Source organism: Pseudomonas sp. W22_MBD1_FP4 (genome assembly GCF_052113765.1).
Classification (GTDB): Bacteria; Pseudomonadota; Gammaproteobacteria; order Pseudomonadales; family Pseudomonadaceae; genus Aquipseudomonas; species Aquipseudomonas sivasensis.
The window spans coordinates 225764-242314 of the sequence record NZ_JBGQOI010000005.1; the positions used below are offsets into that span (position 1 = coordinate 225764).

A 16551-nucleotide genomic window follows, 5' to 3' on the forward strand; every position below is an offset into this window, starting at 1 on the left:
TGCCTCAAACGCCCTAAGGTTTCGAAAGTCTTGTTTTCATTAGCAGGGGAGCGAACCAGCTGACCAGTTGGGTCAACACGAAGACGCCGAATACAGCCAGCGGCGCCAATGGCTTCACACCTGCAAAGGTCAGTGCAAACAGCACTGCCGTCAAAATCAGTTTCCCCGCCTCGCCGGCATAAAAAGACCGGACGATAGCCTGGGCTGCTCGGGCGCCGGAAAACCGAAAGGCCCTGTGAGCAAAATACATATTGGGCAGCAAGGCTATCAGGCCTCCGCAAAGTCCCGAATATCCGGCTACGACTCCATGCCAGTACCAAAGCGCCAATGCGGCGATTAGCAAAATGACAAATTGAGCCAATAAAACCGGAAAAACAGCCAAGCGATGGAAGGGCAACGTGTTTGGCGTGCGGGTTTCCATCACTCTTGCTCCTCAATAGTCGGCTGCCGGAAATCAATAACTTGGCATAATTTGTGCCGACAAAATGCGCGCAGAGTATAGGGGCGGTTCTGCCCCTATTCAACTGCCGGGTAGTGATTTCCGATCACACGCTACATAAGCAAATGTTTCAGCGGATGTGGGCAAGGACACCCTGAAGCTCATCAAGGGAGTTATATCCGATGACCAATTGCCCTTTGCCTTTCTTGCCGTGGCGAATTTGTACCGCAGAGCCCAGGCGCTCGGCCAGGCGCTGCTCGAGACGCGCGATATCCGGATCGGGTTTGGCCGTTTCGACCGGTGCAGGTTTGCCGCTGAGCCACTGGCGAACCAAGGCCTCAGTCTGACGAACGGTAAGCCCTCGTGCGACAACGTGTCGCGCCCCTTCAACCTGTTGATTTTCCGGCAAACCGAGCAAAGCTCGGGCGTGGCCCATTTCCAGATCGCCATGGGACAACATGGTCTTGATGACTTCCGGCAAAGCGATCAGGCGCAGCAAGTTGGACACGGTGACGCGGGACTTACCCACCGCTTCGGCCACTTGTTGCTGCGTCAGCTGGAATTCTTGCTGCAGGCGCTGCAAGGCGATCGCTTCTTCGATCGGATTGAGGTCTTCGCGCTGAATATTCTCGATCAACGCCATGGCGATCGCCGTTTCATCAGGCACATCGCGCACCATCGCGGGAATGGTCTCTTTGCCGGCCTGCTGACTGGCGCGCCAGCGGCGTTCACCGGCGATGATTTCAAAACGACCGCCACCAATCGGGCGCACCACGATCGGCTGCATCACGCCTTGAGCTTTGATCGAATTGGCCAGTTCCTCCAACGCCTGGGGATCCATGTCACGGCGTGGCTGGTATTTGCCGCGCTGGATCAAGTCCAGAGGCAGGTGCTGCAGCTCGCGCTCGTCGGCCTGCACCGCTTGTTCTTCAAGCGATGTGACGGTCGGACCACTCAACAGTGCATCCAGTCCACGTCCGAGACCTCGTTTCTTGACGGCCATGGGGATTCCTTAAGTTGGCTGGGCTGCAGCGGTGCGGGAGTTGCGGCGTTGGCGGCGAACCATCTCGCCAGCCAGAGCCAGGTAGGCGATGGCGCCACGGGACGATTTGTCATAAGCCAACGCAGGCATGCCATAGCTTGGCGCTTCGGCCAAACGGATATTGCGCGGAATAACGGTGTCGTAAAGCTGCTCGCCGAAGTGTTCCTTGAGCTGTGCCGACACATCGTTCATCAGGCTCAGGCGCGGATCGAACATGGTCCGCAGTAGGCCTTCGATCTGCAGGTTTGGGTTGAGCAATTCGGCGATACGCTTGATGTTATCCACGAGGTCGCTCAAACCTTCCAGTGCGTAGTACTCACACTGCATGGGGATAATCACCCCATCGGCAGCCACCAACGCATTGAGCGTCAGCATCGACAGCGACGGTGGGCAATCGATCAAAATGTAATCATAGTTCTCGCGGATCGGCGCCAAGGCGCTGCGCAGACGGCTTTCTTTCATCTGCATTTCCAGCAACACCACTTCCGCCGCAGTCAGATCGCGGTTGGCCGGCAGCAATTGATAACCGCCATGCTCGGAATAGTGCATGGCCTGGGCCAGGTCACACTCGCCGATCAGCAAGTCGTAGACCGAGTTTTCCAGGCCATGTTTATCCACACCGCTACCCATGGTGGCGTTGCCCTGTGGATCGAGATCGATCAACAGCACCCGTCGCTTGGTAGCGACCAAGGATGCTGCGAGGTTGATGCAGGTGGTGGTTTTGCCCACGCCACCTTTCTGGTTCGCTATCGCGAATACCTTAGCCATTCTTGCTTGTGTTCCCAATCATGCCGTGCGGCGCAGTATCAGCAGATGGCGTTGGCCTTGGCAACCGGGTACGGCCAAGGCGTGTTCGCTATCGAGGTGGAAGTCTGCCGGCAATGCTAACAGCTCATCACTCGGATGGACGCCCTTCATTGCCAGCCAGCGGGTATCGCGGTCACCCAGGTGGCGTGTCCAGTTGCTGAAGTTCTCCATGCTGCTGAACGCCCGGGAAACAATTCCGTTGAAAGGCAGTTCAGGCGTGAATTCTTCGACACGGCTGTGGATAACGTGAAGGTTATCCAGCTTGAGTTCGAGTTTGACCTGAGTCAGGAAGCGGGTTTTCTTGCCATTGCTGTCCAGGCAAGTCACTTGGGACTCGGGAAACAGGATGGCCAAGGGGATACCTGGCATGCCGCCACCACTGCCCACATCCAACCAGCGACCGTTTTGAATAAATGGCATCACGCTCAAGCTGTCGAGCAAATGCCGGGACACCATCTCATCGGGATTGCGCACTGCCGTGAGGTTGTAAGCCTTGTTCCATTTGATCAACAGTGCTAGGTAGCCCAACAGCAACTCATGCTGGGCGGACGTCAGATCGACGCCCAATTGGCGTGCACCTGTGGATAACTCTTCGGCGTGTTGCAGGGTGACCAACGAACTCAAGCGCTTTGCTCCAACTGACGGCCCGCGCCGCGTTTTTTCAAATGAATCATCAACAGCGAAATGGCTGCCGGGGTGACGCCGGGAATACGTGAAGCCTGGCCCAGGGTTTCTGGTCGAGTTATCCCCAGCTTGCTCTGAATTTCTTTCGAAAGCCCGGAAATCCCGGTGTAGTCGATATCCACAGGCAGCTTGGTGTCTTCACTGGCGCGCAGACGAGCAATCTCGTCCTGCTGGCGGTCAATGTAACCGGCGTACTTCGTCTTGATTTCGACCTGCTCGGCAACCTGTGGATCTTCTGCGCCGCCGCCCGTCACTTCGACCAAGCCAGCGTAGTCGATTTCCGGACGTGACAGCAGGTTCAGCAAGTTGTACTCGTGGGTCAGCGGCGTGCCGAATTTCTCGGCAATTGCATCACCTTGTTCGGTACCGGGGCGAACCCAAGTGCTTTTCAGGCGCTGCTCTTCCAACGCAATGCTTTCACGTTTTTTGCAGAAGGCTTCCCAGCGCACGTCATCGACCAGCCCCAGTTCGCGGCCTTTTTCGGTCAGCCGCAGGTCGGCGTTGTCTTCGCGCAGGATCAGACGGTATTCCGCCCGAGAAGTGAACATCCGGTACGGTTCCTGGGTACCCAGGGTAATCAGGTCGTCCACCAACACACCGATGTACGCTTCATCGCGACGCGGGCACCAACTGTCTTTGCCTTGTGCACGCAATGCGGCGTTGGTCCCAGCCAGCAAACCTTGGGCGCCGGCTTCTTCGTAACCGGTTGTGCCATTGATTTGGCCGGCGAAGAACAGCCCGCCGATCACTTTGGTCTCCAGGCTGTACTTCAGATCACGAGGATCGAAGTAGTCATACTCGATGGCATAGCCAGGTCGCACGATATGTGCGTTTTCCATGCCGCGAATCGATTGCACGATCTGGATTTGCACGTCGAACGGCAGGGAAGTAGATATCCCGTTCGGGTACAGCTCGTGAGTAGTCAGGCCTTCGGGTTCGATGAAGACCTGATGGCTCTCCTTGTCGGCAAAGCGGTGGATCTTGTCTTCGATCGATGGGCAATAGCGCGGGCCAATCCCCTCAATCACACCGGAATACATCGGCGAACGGTCGAGGTTCGCGGCAATGATCTCGTGAGTTCGGGCATTGGTATGGGTAATCCAGCAACTCACCTGTTTGGGGTGTTGCTCCTTGGAACCCATGAACGACATCACCGGGATCGGCGTATCGCCGGCTTGCTCAGTCATCAACGAGAAATCCACAGAACGCCCGTCGATACGCGGCGGGGTTCCGGTTTTCAGGCGACCGACACGCAGCGGCAATTCACGCAGGCGTTTTGCCAAGGCAATCGACGGAGGATCACCGGCACGGCCACCGGAATAATTCTGCATTCCGATGTGGATAAGTCCGCCAAGGAAGGTTCCCGTGGTCAAAACCACAGATTCTGCGAAGAAGCGCAGACCCATTTGGGTGACAACGCCCTTCACCACGTCTTGTTCGACGATTAGGTCATCCGCTGCTTGTTGAAATATCCACAGGTTCGGCTGGTTTTCCAGGGTTTCACGTACAGCAGCCTTGTACAGAATGCGGTCAGCTTGTGCCCGAGTGGCGCGCACTGCCGGGCCTTTGCGGCTGTTGAGAACGCGAAATTGAATACCACCCTTATCGGTTGCCATGGCCATTACGCCGCCAAGGGCGTCGATTTCCTTGACCAGATGGCTTTTGCCGATACCACCAATGGCGGGGTTGCAACTCATTGCACCGAGGGTTTCCACGTTGTGCGTGAGCAACAGGGTTTTTACGCCCATGCGTGCTGACGCCAGTGCTGCCTCGGTACCGGCATGACCGCCGCCGATGACGATCACTTCAAAACGGGAAGGGAAATCCACCACGCACCTCGTGCCTGCTTAAGTAGGTAATTAGGAATTGATTGATTGAACTGGTTTTAGAGCTTTGGCGGCAAGTATAGGGACTTAGCCCTTCCTAAAGAACCCTTTGCACAAAATTTAACCAGCTGTGGATGAATCACAGACAATAGAAATTAAAAGAGAGAAATTTATTAAATCTTTGTTTTTATGTTTATTTCTACTGAGCATCATTTCTGTGGATAGATCTCTACAGGCCTTTATTTACGGTATGTACAGAGATTCAAAAGTCTGTGGTCATGTGCCAATGAGGCCCTTGGATAAGTACGCTAAGCCTGTGGATTAAACAGGCATTTATCCACAGAGGGGTTTTTGCTCAGGTTTCAAGCCCTGTTATCAACTGGGCACAGGGGCGGTTATTCACAGGGCTTAATCCACAGAAATCGAGCAAACACGCTATACCGAGGTCTCGGTGAAGCCACCGAAATCCTTCGACTCGGAAGTGAACAGCGTAAAAAGAGATCTATTGTGAGAAATCTGCAGTGCAGTTAATAATAGCGATTATCATTAACCTGCCCTCTCGCACCCTATGTCTACTCCTTCACACACGGTTGCCGTCCAGCATATTTACGAACAGCACCATTCTTGGTTGCACGGGTGGCTCAGAGGTAAGTTGCATAACGCCTGCGATGCGGCCGATGTCGCACACGATACGTTCGTGCGCATTCTTGGTGGGCGCCATGCGGCGCAGATCCTTGAGCCACGTGATTATCTGGCGACCATCGCCAGGGGTCTGGTAATTGACCGCTACAGGCGTCACGCCATTGAACAGGCTTATAAGCAAAGCCTGGCCGAGCGTCCTGATGCCACTGCCATCAGTGAAGAAGATAAGGCGATCATCATCGAAACCCTGGTGGCTGTGGATAAAGCTCTCGCCAGCTTGGGCGAACGCTCGCGGCGGATCTTCATGCTGTCGCAGATTGACGGCCTGACTTATCAACAGATCGCCGATCAACTGCAGGTGTCACTGACGACCGTGAAGAAGCACATGGTTCGCGCGTTGACCGAATGTTCAATGATCATGGCCACCTTGTAATGGCAGCGCCTGATCGCAAGACCTTCGAGGCGGCCGCCGGCTGGTACGTGCAGTTTCAATCCCAGACGCCCACAGCGGCCGAACGCCATGCCTGGCAGCAATGGCTCAACATCGATCCGTCCCATCAGGCGGCGTGGAATCAGCTGGAGCAATTGCAACGCAGCCTGGGTGCCTTGCCCCAGGATTTCACTCGCCGCGCTTTGTCGGCCACACAGCAACGTCGCCAGGTGCTCAAGTGGATGCTGGTACTCGGCAGCACCGGTTACTTGGGGTGGAATGTTCAGCAACATACGTCCCTGGGCAATGTTTGGGCCGATTTCCGTACACCTTTGGGCAAGCGCCGGCGCATCGAACTGGCCGACGGCACCCGGATTGACCTGAATACCCAAACCGCCATTGATGTGCTGTTCGACGGACGCCAGCGCTTGATACGCCTGCGCGAAGGCGAAGTTCTTATCCACACTGGCAAGTCGGGCGCGCAGATGCCCTTCTATGTTGAGACTCAGCAGGGTCGCATCCAGGCTTTAGGGACACACTTTACTGTGCGCCAACTGGCGGATTTCACACGGGTCGGAGTGCTGGAAGACCGCGTCAGCATTTCACCCACTGATCGACCAGACCTCAGCCGGCTGCTCGTTGCAGACGAGAGTGCGCAATTCAATCGGCAAAGCGTAGGGGTAAGCCAACCTTACAGCGGGGCTGAAGCTGCCTGGGTCGACGGACAATTGATCGTGCTCGATGCCCGGCTCGGCGATGTGATCGACGAGCTCGGTCGTTATCGACCTGGGGTCCTGCAATGCGATCCAGCTTCGGCGCGCCTGCGGGTTTCCGGCACATTCCGATTGGATTCCACCGATGCGGTGCTGGCCAACCTGCAAGCGACGCTGCCGATCCAGGTCAATTACTTCACCCGTTACTGGGTTTCGGTGAAGCGAATCGGCTGAGCAAAAAAATAATCTACAGGGTTATCTTTTTTTTACCTGACGCGGCCCTACAGGTAATCACGACGCTACCTTCAGGGTTTATCCACCTATGCGCCTTCCTCCTAAGCTTCGCCAGCGACTCTCCTGCCACGGCATGACCTACGGTTTGCTGCTTACCTCTACCGCCGCTGCCTGCGTGTTGTTATCAACAGGCGCCCTTGCAGCCAGCGTGGTGCAGCACTTCGCTATTGGCGCAGGTCCGCTCGACAGCGCCTTGAGCCAATTTGCGGCCAGGGCCAATGTGATCCTGTCCTTTTCGCCCCAGCAGACCGCTCATTTGAACACCCCTGGGCTTGAGGGGGACTATTCGGTGGAGCAGGGCTTTGCGCTGCTGTTGCAAAACTCAGCGTTAGAGGCTGTGGCCCAGGCGCCTGGTAGCTACATATTGCAAGCGGCGCCCACAGGAGAACTGACCCTTGCGCCTACGACTGTAAGCACGGTTCAACTGGACGGTTTCAATCAGGAGATCGCCGGGGATGTGGGCTACAAAGCTCAAAACAGCCGGATTGGGACCAAAACCAGCACGCCACTGTCGGAAACACCGCGGTCGGTATCGGTCGTCACCGGTCAGCGCATCAAGGACCAGAAGTCCCAGTCCCTTACCGAAGTACTGGGCTACGTGCCGGGTATTTTCGCCCCGCCCTTCGCTGCCGGCGATAGTCTGGCCGGTGACCTGTTCTTCATTCGCGGTTTCAACGCCACAGACTATGGCTACGGCCTGCTGCGTGATGGACTACGTGTTCAGGGCAATCGGTACGACACCACCAGTGAGCCTTATGGCCTGGAGCGGGTCGAAATATTCCGTGGGCCTTCGTCGCTGCTCTACGGTGAAAATGCCCCCGGTGGCTTGGTAAACCTGGTCAGTAAACATCCAACCGCCACGCCGCAAGGCGAGGTACAACTGGGCTATGGTTCGAATAACCGCCGTCAGGTGGGTGTAGATATCTCCGGTCCGCTCAACGACAGCGGCGACATCCTTGGACGCGTGGTGATGCTGGGGCGCAAGTCTGATACCCAGACTGATCATGTGCCGGATGATCGCCTCTACGTTGCTCCCTCCCTGACCCTGAATTTCGACGACTACAACACCCTCACCCTGCTCGCCAGCTACCAGAAGGATCACACCAACCTGGAACTCGGCCTACCAGCTGCCGGCACGTTACTGACGAATCCCAACGGTAAGTTGTCCAAGCACACCATGCTCGGGAATCCAGACTGGAACACCTTCGAACGTGAAGCCTGGAGCACGGGGTATGAGCTCGCTCATAGCTTCAATGACGACTGGCAGTTCCGCCAGAACTCGCGCTACATGCAGTCGCGTATCAACCGTCACGAAACCTGGCCGGGCCAATTGAACAACGGCGGTTTCGGGACTCGGCTGAACATGAACGCTTACGATCGCTACAACAAGTCGATGGTTTATTCCTTGGATAACCAGCTGGAAGGCAAATTTCAGGTCGGCGGGCTGGAAAATACCCTGCTGTTCGGCGCCAGCTACGACCGCACTTCTTTCAATCAAGATTGGAATGCCGGGTTCGCCGGCACCATCGATGTGTATAACCCTGTTTACTTGCGCGACCCGACCACGCCTCTGGCAGTACAGAACACGTTGCTCGAACAGCAGATGAAAGGGGTTTATGCACAGCTGCAGAGCAAGTATGACCGCTGGTTATTCCTGTTGGGTGGCCGTCAGGACTGGGTCGAGAGTGATTTCCGCGACAAGGTCAACAAGGCCAGCGATACCGGCTCTAAAGATCGCAAGTTCACCTATCAAGGCGGGGTGATGTACCAGTTCGACAACGGCCTGACACCGTATGTGAGCTATTCCACTGCATTCGTGCCGGTACAGCAGATTTCCAACGCCGGTTCACCCTTGAAGCCGATTACCAGCAGCCAATACGAAGTAGGCGTGAAGTACGAACCGATCGGCTGGGATACGGCAATGACTGTGTCGGTGTATGACTTGCGCAAGGAAGATGACACCTACCTCGACGCCACCACTAACAGCTACCGCCAAGTAGGCGAAAGTCGGTCCAAGGGCGTTGAAGTCGAGGTCAACAGCAACGTCACGCCTAACCTGAATTTAACGGCGGCCTACACCTATACTGACGCTCGAATCACTAAGGACTCCGCTACTTCTCTGGTCGAAGGGCACCAACTGACCGGGGTGCCGCGGAATCAGGCGTCTGTATGGGGCAAATACCGATTCCTCGACAGTCAGCTCAAGGGGTTGTCCCTGGGGGCGGGCGTGCGTTATTTCGACAGTACCTTTTCCTACACCGCGCCCACGCTGTACGGAAAATTGGACGCGGGAAGCGTCACCTTGGTGGATGCATCCGTTGGCTTTCAGTTCGACAAAAACTGGTCGGTTGATGTGAATGCCAAGAACCTGTTCGACAAGGAATATGTATCCGGTTGCAACGATGCAGGGCGTTGTTACTGGGGTGACAGCCGTACCTTGCTCGGTACGGTGTCCTACAACTGGTAAACCATTGTGGATAACGTTGCTATTTACCGATGCAGAAGCTGGAAAAGATCCGTCCCAACAAATCATCGGAGCTGAAGGCGCCGGTGATTTCCCCCAGCAGCTGCTGTGCCTGACGTAGATCCTCGGCCAGCAGCTCCCCTGCCCCCGCCAAGGTCAGCTGCGCGCGTCCGTGCTCAAGGGCCGCACTGGCATGACGCAGTGCCTCCAGGTGCCTGCGACGCGCACTGAAACTGCTTTCCGAGGTCTGCTCGTAACCCATGCAGGCCTTGAGATGGTCGCGCAGCAATTCCAGGCCATTACCCGCCGACTTGGCGCTCAGGCTGATCGTGACGTGGCCATCCTCACCCATTTCAAGCGCGATGGCTTCGCCTGTCAGGTCAGCCTTGTTGCGGATCAAGGTGACGTTAGCCGGGTCAGGTCGTTGTTCAAGAAACTCCGGCCAAAGGGCAAAAGGATCCGCAGCCTCAGGCGCAGTGGCATCAACCACCAGTAATACGCGGTCTGCTTCACTGATGGCTTTGAGGGCGCGCTCTACGCCGATCTTTTCCACCTGGTCATCGGTATCGCGCAAGCCTGCGGTATCAACCACGTGCAGCGGCATGCCGTCGATGTGGATATGTTCGCGCAGGATGTCCCGGGTGGTGCCGGCAATCTCGGTGACGATGGCAGCCTCACGTCCGGCCAAGGCATTTAGAAGGCTGGACTTACCCGCGTTGGGGCGACCGGCAATGACCACCGTCATGCCATCGCGCAGCAAGGCGCCTTGCCCCGCTTCACGCAGCACTGTGGATAACTCCTCGCGGACTTTATCCAACATTGCCAATACGTGGCCATCGGCGAGGAAGTCGATCTCTTCCTCAGGAAAATCAATCGCCGCCTCTACGTAGATGCGCAGGCTGATCAATTGCTCGGTCAAGTTATGCACACGCAGGGAAAATGCCCCCTGCAGCGAACGCAACGCATTGCGTGCGGCCTGTGCGGAACTCGCTTCGATCAGGTCCGCGATAGCTTCGGCCTGGGTCAGATCGAGCTTGTCATTCAAGAACGCGCGTTCACTGAACTCACCCGGCCGGGCGAGACGGCAGCCTAATTGCAGGCAACGCTGCAGCAGCATATCCAGGACTACAGGACCACCGTGGCCTTGCAGTTCCAGGACATCCTCACCGGTGAAAGAGTTAGGTCCAGGGAAATAGAGGGCCAGGCCCTCATCCAATACGCTGTGGTCTGCATCCAGAAACGGGCCGTAATGGGCATACCGCGGTTTCAATTCCCGGCCGCTGATGGCCTTGGCTGCCATGCCGGCGAGGGGCCCGGAAATTCGAACGATACCCACACCGCCTCGACCTTGAGCGGTTGCGACAGCAGCGATGGTTTCACGAGGAGCGCTCATCAGCAGGTTCCAGAACAAAAGTGACGGAAAGCAAAACGCCCCACTAGGGGGCGTCTTGAGTGGTTATCCACAGAGTAAATTACGCCTCGGCTTTTTTGGTAGCCGCTTCGATTTTACGTGTGATGTACCACTGTTGAGAGATCGACAACACGTTGTTGACCACCCAGTACAGAACCAGACCAGCTGGGAACCACAGGAAGAAGAAGGTGAAGATGATTGGCATCATTTTCATCACTTTAGCCTGCATCGGATCCGGCGGTGTTGGGTTCAGACGCTGCTGGATGAACATGGTCGCGCCCATGATGATCGGCAGGATAAAGAATGGGTCCTTGATCGACAGATCAGTTATCCACAGCATGAACGGTGCCTGGCGCATTTCCACGCTTTCCAGGAGTACCCAGTACAGCGAGAGGAACACCGGCATCTGCACCAGAATAGGCAAGCATCCACCCAACGGGTTGATCTTCTCTTTCTTGTACAGCTCCATCATGGCCTGCGACATTTTCTGCCGATCATCACCATGCTGCTCTTTCAACGCGGCCAGTTTCGGAGCCACGGCACGCATGCGAGCCATCGACTTGTAGCTGGCAGCCGACAGTGGGAAGAAGATCCCCTTAATCAGCATGGTCAGGAATATGATCGAGAAGCCCCAGTTACCCACAATGCTGTGGATATGTTGCAGCAGCCAGAAGATAGGCTGGGCAATGAACCACAGAATGCCGTAATCCACAGTCAGTTCCAGACCTGGGGACAACTCTTTCAGCACGGCCTGGCTTTTCGGGCCGGCGTACAGGGTAGCGCTGGTTTCAGCCTTGGCACCTGGAGCGACGGTCAACGCCGGGCCAGTAAAGCCAATGATGTAGTTACCTTGGCTGTCTTTACGGGTTTGAACCAGGTTGGCTTCACCCTTGTTCGGGATCCAGGCGGTCACGAAGTAGTGTTGCAACCAGGCAACCCAGCCGCCTTGGACGGTTTCTTTCAGCGCGCCTTTGTCGATATCTTTCATCGACACTTTTTTGTACGGCTCGTTACTTGTCCACAGGGCTGCGCCCAAGTAGGTAGCGGTACCAGTAGCGGTGCTGGAAGAAGGATCGGAGCTGCCATCACGCTTGAGTTGGGCAAACAGATTGCCGCTCCAAGGTTTTTCGCTGGTGTTGTCGATCAGGTAAGTGACCTTCAGGTCGTACAAACCGCGAGTGAAGCTGAAACGCTTGATGTAGTTGACGCCGTCGAGGCTGAATTTCAGGTCGACGTTCAACTGGTTTTGGCCATCCGCCAGTTGATAAACCTTCTTTTCGGTCGAATAAACCGGACGACCGGTAGCGCGGGCATCCGGACCATTAGTGCCGGTCAGACCGCTTTGCGCCAGATAAGTACGTTCACCACCGTTATCGAACAGTTGGAACGGTACATCCGGATGGTCTTGGCGACGTGGATACAGCGGCAGTTTCAACTGCGCGATATCACCACCTTGTGGGTCGATAGCCAAGTCGAGCACATCCGTTTTCACGAGGATGAGGTCTTTATTGGTGACCACTGGCGTTTCTAAAGGGGCGCTTGTCTCGCCATTCGCGCTGGGAACATCTGCACTCGCGGACGCATTGGTACCCAGCGGGGTGTCCGGAATAGCCGGCGCAGCCTGATTGGTAGCAACATTCTGAGTCGGCAGGGCAGCTTGGCCATAATCCTGGTTCCACTTAAGAACCATGACGTAGGACACGATTGCCAGGGCGACGATCAGGATCGTGCGTTTAATATCCATGATTACTCGGCCATCGAAGAAGAACGGGAGGTAGGGATAGGTGGAACCGGGTCATAACCACCGGGATTCCACGGATGACAGCGACCTAAACGACGAAAGGTCAGCCAGCCACCGCGCAGAAGACCATGATTTTCTATGGCTTCTAACGCGTAGCAGGAACAACTGGGGTAGAAACGACAGTGACTGGCCATCAGAGGACTAATGGCATAGCGATAAAACTGGATCGGAACGAGTGCCAGTTTACGCATTGGTACTGTCTACCCCTACAGTTTCGGTGCTGACTGCTGGTGCTGGTTTGTTGGTACGCGCCAGACGTTTCCAGAGCTTGCCGAAATGCTGAATCAATTCGGGGTTTTCTACATCCCCCAAGCCTTTGCGCGCGACGATAACAATATCCCAACCAACCAGAGTGTCCTGGTGGAGGCGAAACGATTCGCGCATCAGACGCTTGAGGCGATTGCGCTCAACGGAGAGCTTTACGCTCTTCTTGCCAATCACCAACCCGAGACGGGGGTGATCAAGATCGTTGTTACGCGCAAGGAGCAGGAGATTTTTCCCCGGAACCTTGCCGGTGGGGGAGTCAAAGACTGCCTTGAAGTGCCGGGGTGTTAGCAGACGCTTTTCCCGACTGAAGTCCTGACTCACCACCAGTACCGGATTATCAAACTGCCAGACGCGCACGACCTTTGGCGCGGCGACGCGACAGGACAGCACGGCCGTTCTTGGTAGCCATGCGAGCACGGAAGCCGTGAGTACGGGCGCGTTTGATGGTGCTTGGTTGGAAAGTACGTTTCATGGCGTTGTTACCTGGTTCGTCCACAACGGGCCGGAATGGCCCCCGTTTTAAGAGACCGGCGATTCTAGAGAAAGCAAGCCTCTAGGTCAATTTCCAACCAGCTTTTCCTTCAATTAGATCTCTATCGGGTAAAACCCCCTTTTTTATCCGCCTGGCTTCCATGAGCAATGTCATAGATATAAAAATAAAGAAGGAAGTTATTTAAAGCTTTTCTGTAAAGCTTATAAAAGCTAGGCAGGCCATCCTCTGTGGATAACTGCCTTGAGGCCATATTCCACTTGATGTACAGAGGATGACAACATGGGGGAGAAGCGGTGCTCTGCCTGTGCTGCGCTGTCGGATAAGCTGTGTGTGGAATGGCATGTTATCCACAGCCCAGTTACCCACAGACTTTCACCCCCACTTGTACAACGAGCTCAGGGCCGCTTATCCACAGACCTTATGCACAGACCACTGGTCGGCTTTTTCCGGGATAAGACATTGATTTTGGGTGCCCTGTGGGCAACCTACATGTGGATAAGTGGGCGGCTCGCCGCTACAATGGCGGCTGTTTTTGCCTCACCGGCTTTCAACTTAGGGGATATCCGTGTCAGTGGAACTTTGGCAGCAGTGCGTGGAGCTTTTGCGCGATGAGCTGCCTGCCCAGCAATTCAACACCTGGATCCGTCCGCTACAGGTCGAAGCCGAAGGCGACGAGTTGCGTGTCTACGCACCTAATCGTTTTGTTCTCGACTGGGTCAACGAGAAGTACCTGAGCCGCGTTCTCGAATTGCTCGACGAACACGGCAATGGCCTTGCGCCTGTGCTCTCCTTATTAATAGGCAGCAAACGCAGCTCGGCGCCTCGCGCTGCGCCGAATGCGCCATTGGCGGCGAGCGCTTCTCAAGCTCAGGCCGCAGCGGCACCTGTTAATAACTCGCCTGCTCCCGTTGCCCAGACGCCTTCCAAATCGGCGTCACAGAAAAACGCACCTATTAATGAAGAGCCGTCTCGCGACAGCTTTGACCCCATGGCTGGTGCCAGCTCGCAGCAGGCACCGATTCGCGCCGAACAGCGCACCGTACAGGTCGAAGGCGCGCTCAAGCACACCAGCTACTTGAACCGCACCTTTACCTTCGAGAATTTCGTCGAAGGTAAATCTAACCAGCTGGCTCGCGCCGCGGCCTGGCAAGTGGCGGATAACCCCAAGCATGGTTACAACCCGCTCTTCCTTTATGGTGGCGTGGGCTTGGGTAAAACTCACTTGATGCACGCTGTGGGTAACCACCTATTAAAGAAGAACCCGAATGCCAAGGTCGTTTACCTGCACTCGGAGCGCTTCGTAGCGGACATGGTTAAGGCCTTGCAGCTCAATGCCATCAACGAGTTCAAGCGGTTCTACCGTTCCGTTGACGCCTTGCTGATCGATGACATTCAGTTCTTTGCTCGTAAGGAACGTTCACAGGAAGAGTTTTTCCATACCTTCAACGCCCTGCTCGAAGGCGGCCAACAGGTCATCTTGACCAGTGACCGTTATCCGAAGGAAATCGAAGGCCTGGAAGAACGCTTGAAGTCGCGCTTTGGCTGGGGCCTCACCGTTGCGGTAGAGCCGCCGGAGCTGGAAACCCGCGTTGCGATCCTGATGAAAAAAGCCGATCAGGCAAAAGTCGATCTGCCACACGACGCTGCTTTCTTTATCGCACAGCGCATTCGTTCCAACGTGCGTGAACTCGAAGGCGCGCTCAAGCGAGTCATCGCACACTCGCATTTCATGGGGCGCGACATCACCATCGAGCTGATTCGCGAATCCTTGAAAGACTTGCTGGCACTGCAGGACAAACTGGTGAGTGTGGATAACATCCAGCGCACCGTGGCCGAGTACTACAAGATCAAGATTTCCGACCTGCTGTCCAAGCGCCGTTCTCGCTCGGTGGCTCGTCCGCGACAAGTGGCCATGGCCCTCTCCAAGGAGTTGACCAACCATAGCCTGCCGGAAATCGGCGATGTGTTTGGTGGTCGCGACCACACCACAGTCTTGCACGCATGCCGCAAGATCAACGAACTTAAGGAATCCGACGCGGATATTCGCGAGGACTACAAGAACCTGCTGCGTACACTGACCACTTGATGACACCAGCGCAGCTTATTAAGGCAAGGGACTAGACCATGCATTTCACCATTCAACGCGAAGCCCTGTTGAAACCCCTGCAACTGGTCGCAGGCGTCGTCGAGCGCCGACAGACCTTGCCGGTGCTCTCCAACGTATTGCTGGTTGTCGAAGGCCAGCAGTTGTCCCTGACTGGTACCGACCTGGAAGTCGAATTGGTTGGCCGCGTGCAGCTGGAAGAGCCTGCAGAGCCTGGCGAGATTACTGTGCCAGCGCGTAAGCTGATGGACATCTGCAAGAGCCTGCCGAACGACGCGCTGATCGACATTAAGGTTGATGAGCAGAAGTTGGTGGTCAAGGCAGGTCGCAGTCGTTTCACGCTGTCCACTTTGCCGGCCAATGATTTCCCGACTGTGGAGGAAGGCCCAGGCTCACTGACCTGCAGCCTTGAGCAAAGTAAACTGCGCCGTCTTATCGAACGCACCAGCTTCGCCATGGCCCAGCAGGACGTGCGTTACTACCTCAACGGCATGCTGCTGGAAGTGTCGGAAGGCATCATCCGCGCCGTGGCTACCGACGGTCACCGTCTGGCAATGTGCTCGATGCGCGCCGATATCGGCCAACCTGATCGTCACCAGGTGATCGTTCCGCGTAAGGGGATTCTCGAACTGGCGCGCCTGCTCACCGAGCCGGATGGCAATGTCAGCATCGTACTGGGTCAGCACCATATCCGCGCGACCACCGGCGAATTCACGTTCACGTCCAAGCTGGTCGACGGCAAATTCCCGGATTACGAGCGTGTGCTGCCTAAAGGTGGTGACAAGTTGGTAATCGGTGACCGTCAGGCCCTGCGTGAAGCGTTCAGCCGTACCGCGATTCTGTCCAACGAAAAGTACCGTGGTATTCGTCTGCAATTGGCCAACGGTCAGTTAAAAATTCAGGCCAATAACCCGGAGCAGGAAGAAGCGGAAGAAGAAGTCGGCGTTGAATACAACGGTGGTTCCCTGGAAATCGGCTTCAACGTGAGCTACTTGCTCGACGTGTTGGGTGTGATGACCACCGAACAGGTTCGCCTGATCCTGTCTGACTCCAACAGCAGCGCTCTGGTGCAGGAATCCGACAACGACGACTCGGCTTATGTTGTTATGCCGATGCGCCTGTAATCATGCTCAG

15 protein-coding genes are annotated in these 16551 nt (G+C 55.9%); 5 read left to right on the forward strand and 10 right to left on the reverse strand.

Going from position 1 to position 16551, the window contains the following annotated elements; translation table 11 throughout:
• Positions 1-13: 13 nt before the first annotated feature.
• From ACEN2T_RS09570 to mnmG, 5 genes are all read right to left on the reverse strand, one after another.
• Complete coding sequence (locus tag ACEN2T_RS09570) at positions 14-421, reverse strand: F0F1 ATP synthase subunit I (protein WP_010565865.1); 408 nt, start codon at positions 419-421, stop codon at positions 14-16.
• A 148-nt stretch (positions 422-569) separates the two neighbouring features.
• On the reverse strand, positions 570-1442 hold the full coding sequence (locus ACEN2T_RS09575) for a ParB/RepB/Spo0J family partition protein (RefSeq protein WP_016970690.1): 873 nt from the start codon (positions 1440-1442) through the stop codon (positions 570-572).
• Between the two features lie 9 nt (positions 1443-1451).
• The gene (locus tag ACEN2T_RS09580) at positions 1452-2249 is read right to left on the reverse strand and encodes a ParA family protein (protein WP_032885161.1); all 798 of its coding nucleotides are present in this window, start codon (positions 2247-2249) and stop codon (positions 1452-1454) included.
• Positions 2250-2267: 18 nt separating this feature from the next.
• The gene (rsmG, locus tag ACEN2T_RS09585) at positions 2268-2912 is read right to left on the reverse strand and encodes a 16S rRNA (guanine(527)-N(7))-methyltransferase RsmG (RefSeq protein WP_032885159.1); all 645 of its coding nucleotides are present in this window, start codon (positions 2910-2912) and stop codon (positions 2268-2270) included.
• Positions 2909-4801 carry a tRNA uridine-5-carboxymethylaminomethyl(34) synthesis enzyme MnmG gene (gene mnmG / locus ACEN2T_RS09590; RefSeq protein ID WP_442116608.1) on the reverse strand — a complete coding sequence of 631 codons (1893 nt, stop codon included), beginning with the start codon at positions 4799-4801 and terminating at the stop codon, positions 2909-2911. Before mnmG ends, rsmG begins: the two co-directional genes overlap by 4 nt.
• 565 nt (positions 4802-5366) lie before the next feature.
• Between mnmG and ACEN2T_RS09595 the strand changes: the two genes are divergently transcribed.
• The 3 genes from ACEN2T_RS09595 (at position 5367) to ACEN2T_RS09605 (ending at position 9344) form a co-directional block, all read left to right on the forward strand.
• On the forward strand, positions 5367-5873 hold the full coding sequence (locus tag ACEN2T_RS09595) for a sigma-70 family RNA polymerase sigma factor (protein ID WP_099601805.1): 507 nt from the start codon (positions 5367-5369) through the stop codon (positions 5871-5873).
• Entirely contained in the window at positions 5873-6817 is a 945-nt protein-coding gene (locus ACEN2T_RS09600) for a FecR domain-containing protein (RefSeq protein ID WP_442116609.1), read from the forward strand. The genes ACEN2T_RS09595 and ACEN2T_RS09600 overlap by 1 nt, the downstream gene beginning before the upstream one ends.
• Positions 6818-6905: 88 nt before the next feature.
• On the forward strand, positions 6906-9344 hold the full coding sequence (locus tag ACEN2T_RS09605; protein ID WP_442116610.1) for a TonB-dependent siderophore receptor: 2439 nt from the start codon (positions 6906-6908) through the stop codon (positions 9342-9344).
• Positions 9345-9363: 19 nt separating this feature from the next.
• On the opposite strand, the gene mnmE is transcribed toward ACEN2T_RS09605, so the two are convergent.
• From mnmE to rpmH, 5 genes are all read right to left on the reverse strand, one after another.
• Complete coding sequence (gene mnmE / locus ACEN2T_RS09610) at positions 9364-10734, reverse strand: tRNA uridine-5-carboxymethylaminomethyl(34) synthesis GTPase MnmE (RefSeq protein ID WP_442116611.1); 1371 nt, start codon at positions 10732-10734, stop codon at positions 9364-9366.
• 79 nt (positions 10735-10813) lie between these two features.
• The gene (gene yidC / locus ACEN2T_RS09615; RefSeq protein WP_032885153.1) at positions 10814-12496 is read right to left on the reverse strand and encodes a membrane protein insertase YidC; all 1683 of its coding nucleotides are present in this window, start codon (positions 12494-12496) and stop codon (positions 10814-10816) included.
• A 2-nt stretch (positions 12497-12498) separates the two neighbouring features.
• A complete protein-coding gene (gene yidD, locus ACEN2T_RS09620) occupies positions 12499-12744 on the reverse strand; it encodes a membrane protein insertion efficiency factor YidD (protein ID WP_010207715.1) in 246 nt (81 codons plus the stop codon).
• Positions 12737-13141, reverse strand: coding sequence for a ribonuclease P protein component (gene rnpA / locus ACEN2T_RS09625; protein ID WP_026013533.1), 405 nt, complete (start codon positions 13139-13141; stop codon positions 12737-12739). Before rnpA ends, yidD begins: the two co-directional genes overlap by 8 nt.
• A 16-nt stretch (positions 13142-13157) precedes the next feature.
• Complete coding sequence (gene rpmH / locus ACEN2T_RS09630; protein ID WP_003213577.1) at positions 13158-13292, reverse strand: 50S ribosomal protein L34; 135 nt, start codon at positions 13290-13292, stop codon at positions 13158-13160.
• Between the two features lie 586 nt (positions 13293-13878).
• Between rpmH and dnaA the strand changes: the two genes are divergently transcribed.
• Both dnaA and dnaN read left to right on the forward strand, forming a co-directional pair.
• Complete coding sequence (gene dnaA, locus ACEN2T_RS09635) at positions 13879-15399, forward strand: chromosomal replication initiator protein DnaA (protein ID WP_032885151.1); 1521 nt, start codon at positions 13879-13881, stop codon at positions 15397-15399.
• Positions 15400-15437: 38 nt separating this feature from the next.
• Entirely contained in the window at positions 15438-16541 is a 1104-nt protein-coding gene (dnaN, locus tag ACEN2T_RS09640; RefSeq protein ID WP_122756192.1) for a DNA polymerase III subunit beta, read from the forward strand.
• Positions 16542-16551 lie beyond the last annotated feature (10 nt).

Excerpts from the sequence above, each read along its gene's own strand:
- ACEN2T_RS09570 (WP_010565865.1), bottom strand. The coding sequence starts at position 421 with ATGGAAACCCGCACGCCAAACACGTTGCCCTTCCATCGCTTGGCTGTT.
- ACEN2T_RS09575 (WP_016970690.1), bottom strand. The coding sequence starts at position 1,442 with ATGGCCGTCAAGAAACGAGGTCTCGGACGTGGACTGGATGCACTGTTG.
- ACEN2T_RS09580 (WP_032885161.1), bottom strand. The coding sequence starts at position 2,249 with ATGGCTAAGGTATTCGCGATAGCGAACCAGAAAGGTGGCGTGGGCAAA.
- ACEN2T_RS09595 (WP_099601805.1), top strand. The coding sequence starts at position 5,367 with ATGTCTACTCCTTCACACACGGTTGCCGTCCAGCATATTTACGAACAG.
- ACEN2T_RS09600 (WP_442116609.1), top strand. The coding sequence starts at position 5,873 with ATGGCAGCGCCTGATCGCAAGACCTTCGAGGCGGCCGCCGGCTGGTAC.
- ACEN2T_RS09605 (WP_442116610.1), top strand. The coding sequence starts at position 6,906 with ATGCGCCTTCCTCCTAAGCTTCGCCAGCGACTCTCCTGCCACGGCATG.
- mnmE (WP_442116611.1), bottom strand. The coding sequence starts at position 10,734 with ATGAGCGCTCCTCGTGAAACCATCGCTGCTGTCGCAACCGCTCAAGGT.
- yidC (WP_032885153.1), bottom strand. The coding sequence starts at position 12,496 with ATGGATATTAAACGCACGATCCTGATCGTCGCCCTGGCAATCGTGTCC.
- yidD (WP_010207715.1), bottom strand. The coding sequence starts at position 12,744 with ATGCGTAAACTGGCACTCGTTCCGATCCAGTTTTATCGCTATGCCATT.
- rpmH (WP_003213577.1), bottom strand. The coding sequence starts at position 13,292 with ATGAAACGTACTTTCCAACCAAGCACCATCAAACGCGCCCGTACTCAC.
- dnaN (WP_122756192.1), top strand. The coding sequence starts at position 15,438 with ATGCATTTCACCATTCAACGCGAAGCCCTGTTGAAACCCCTGCAACTG.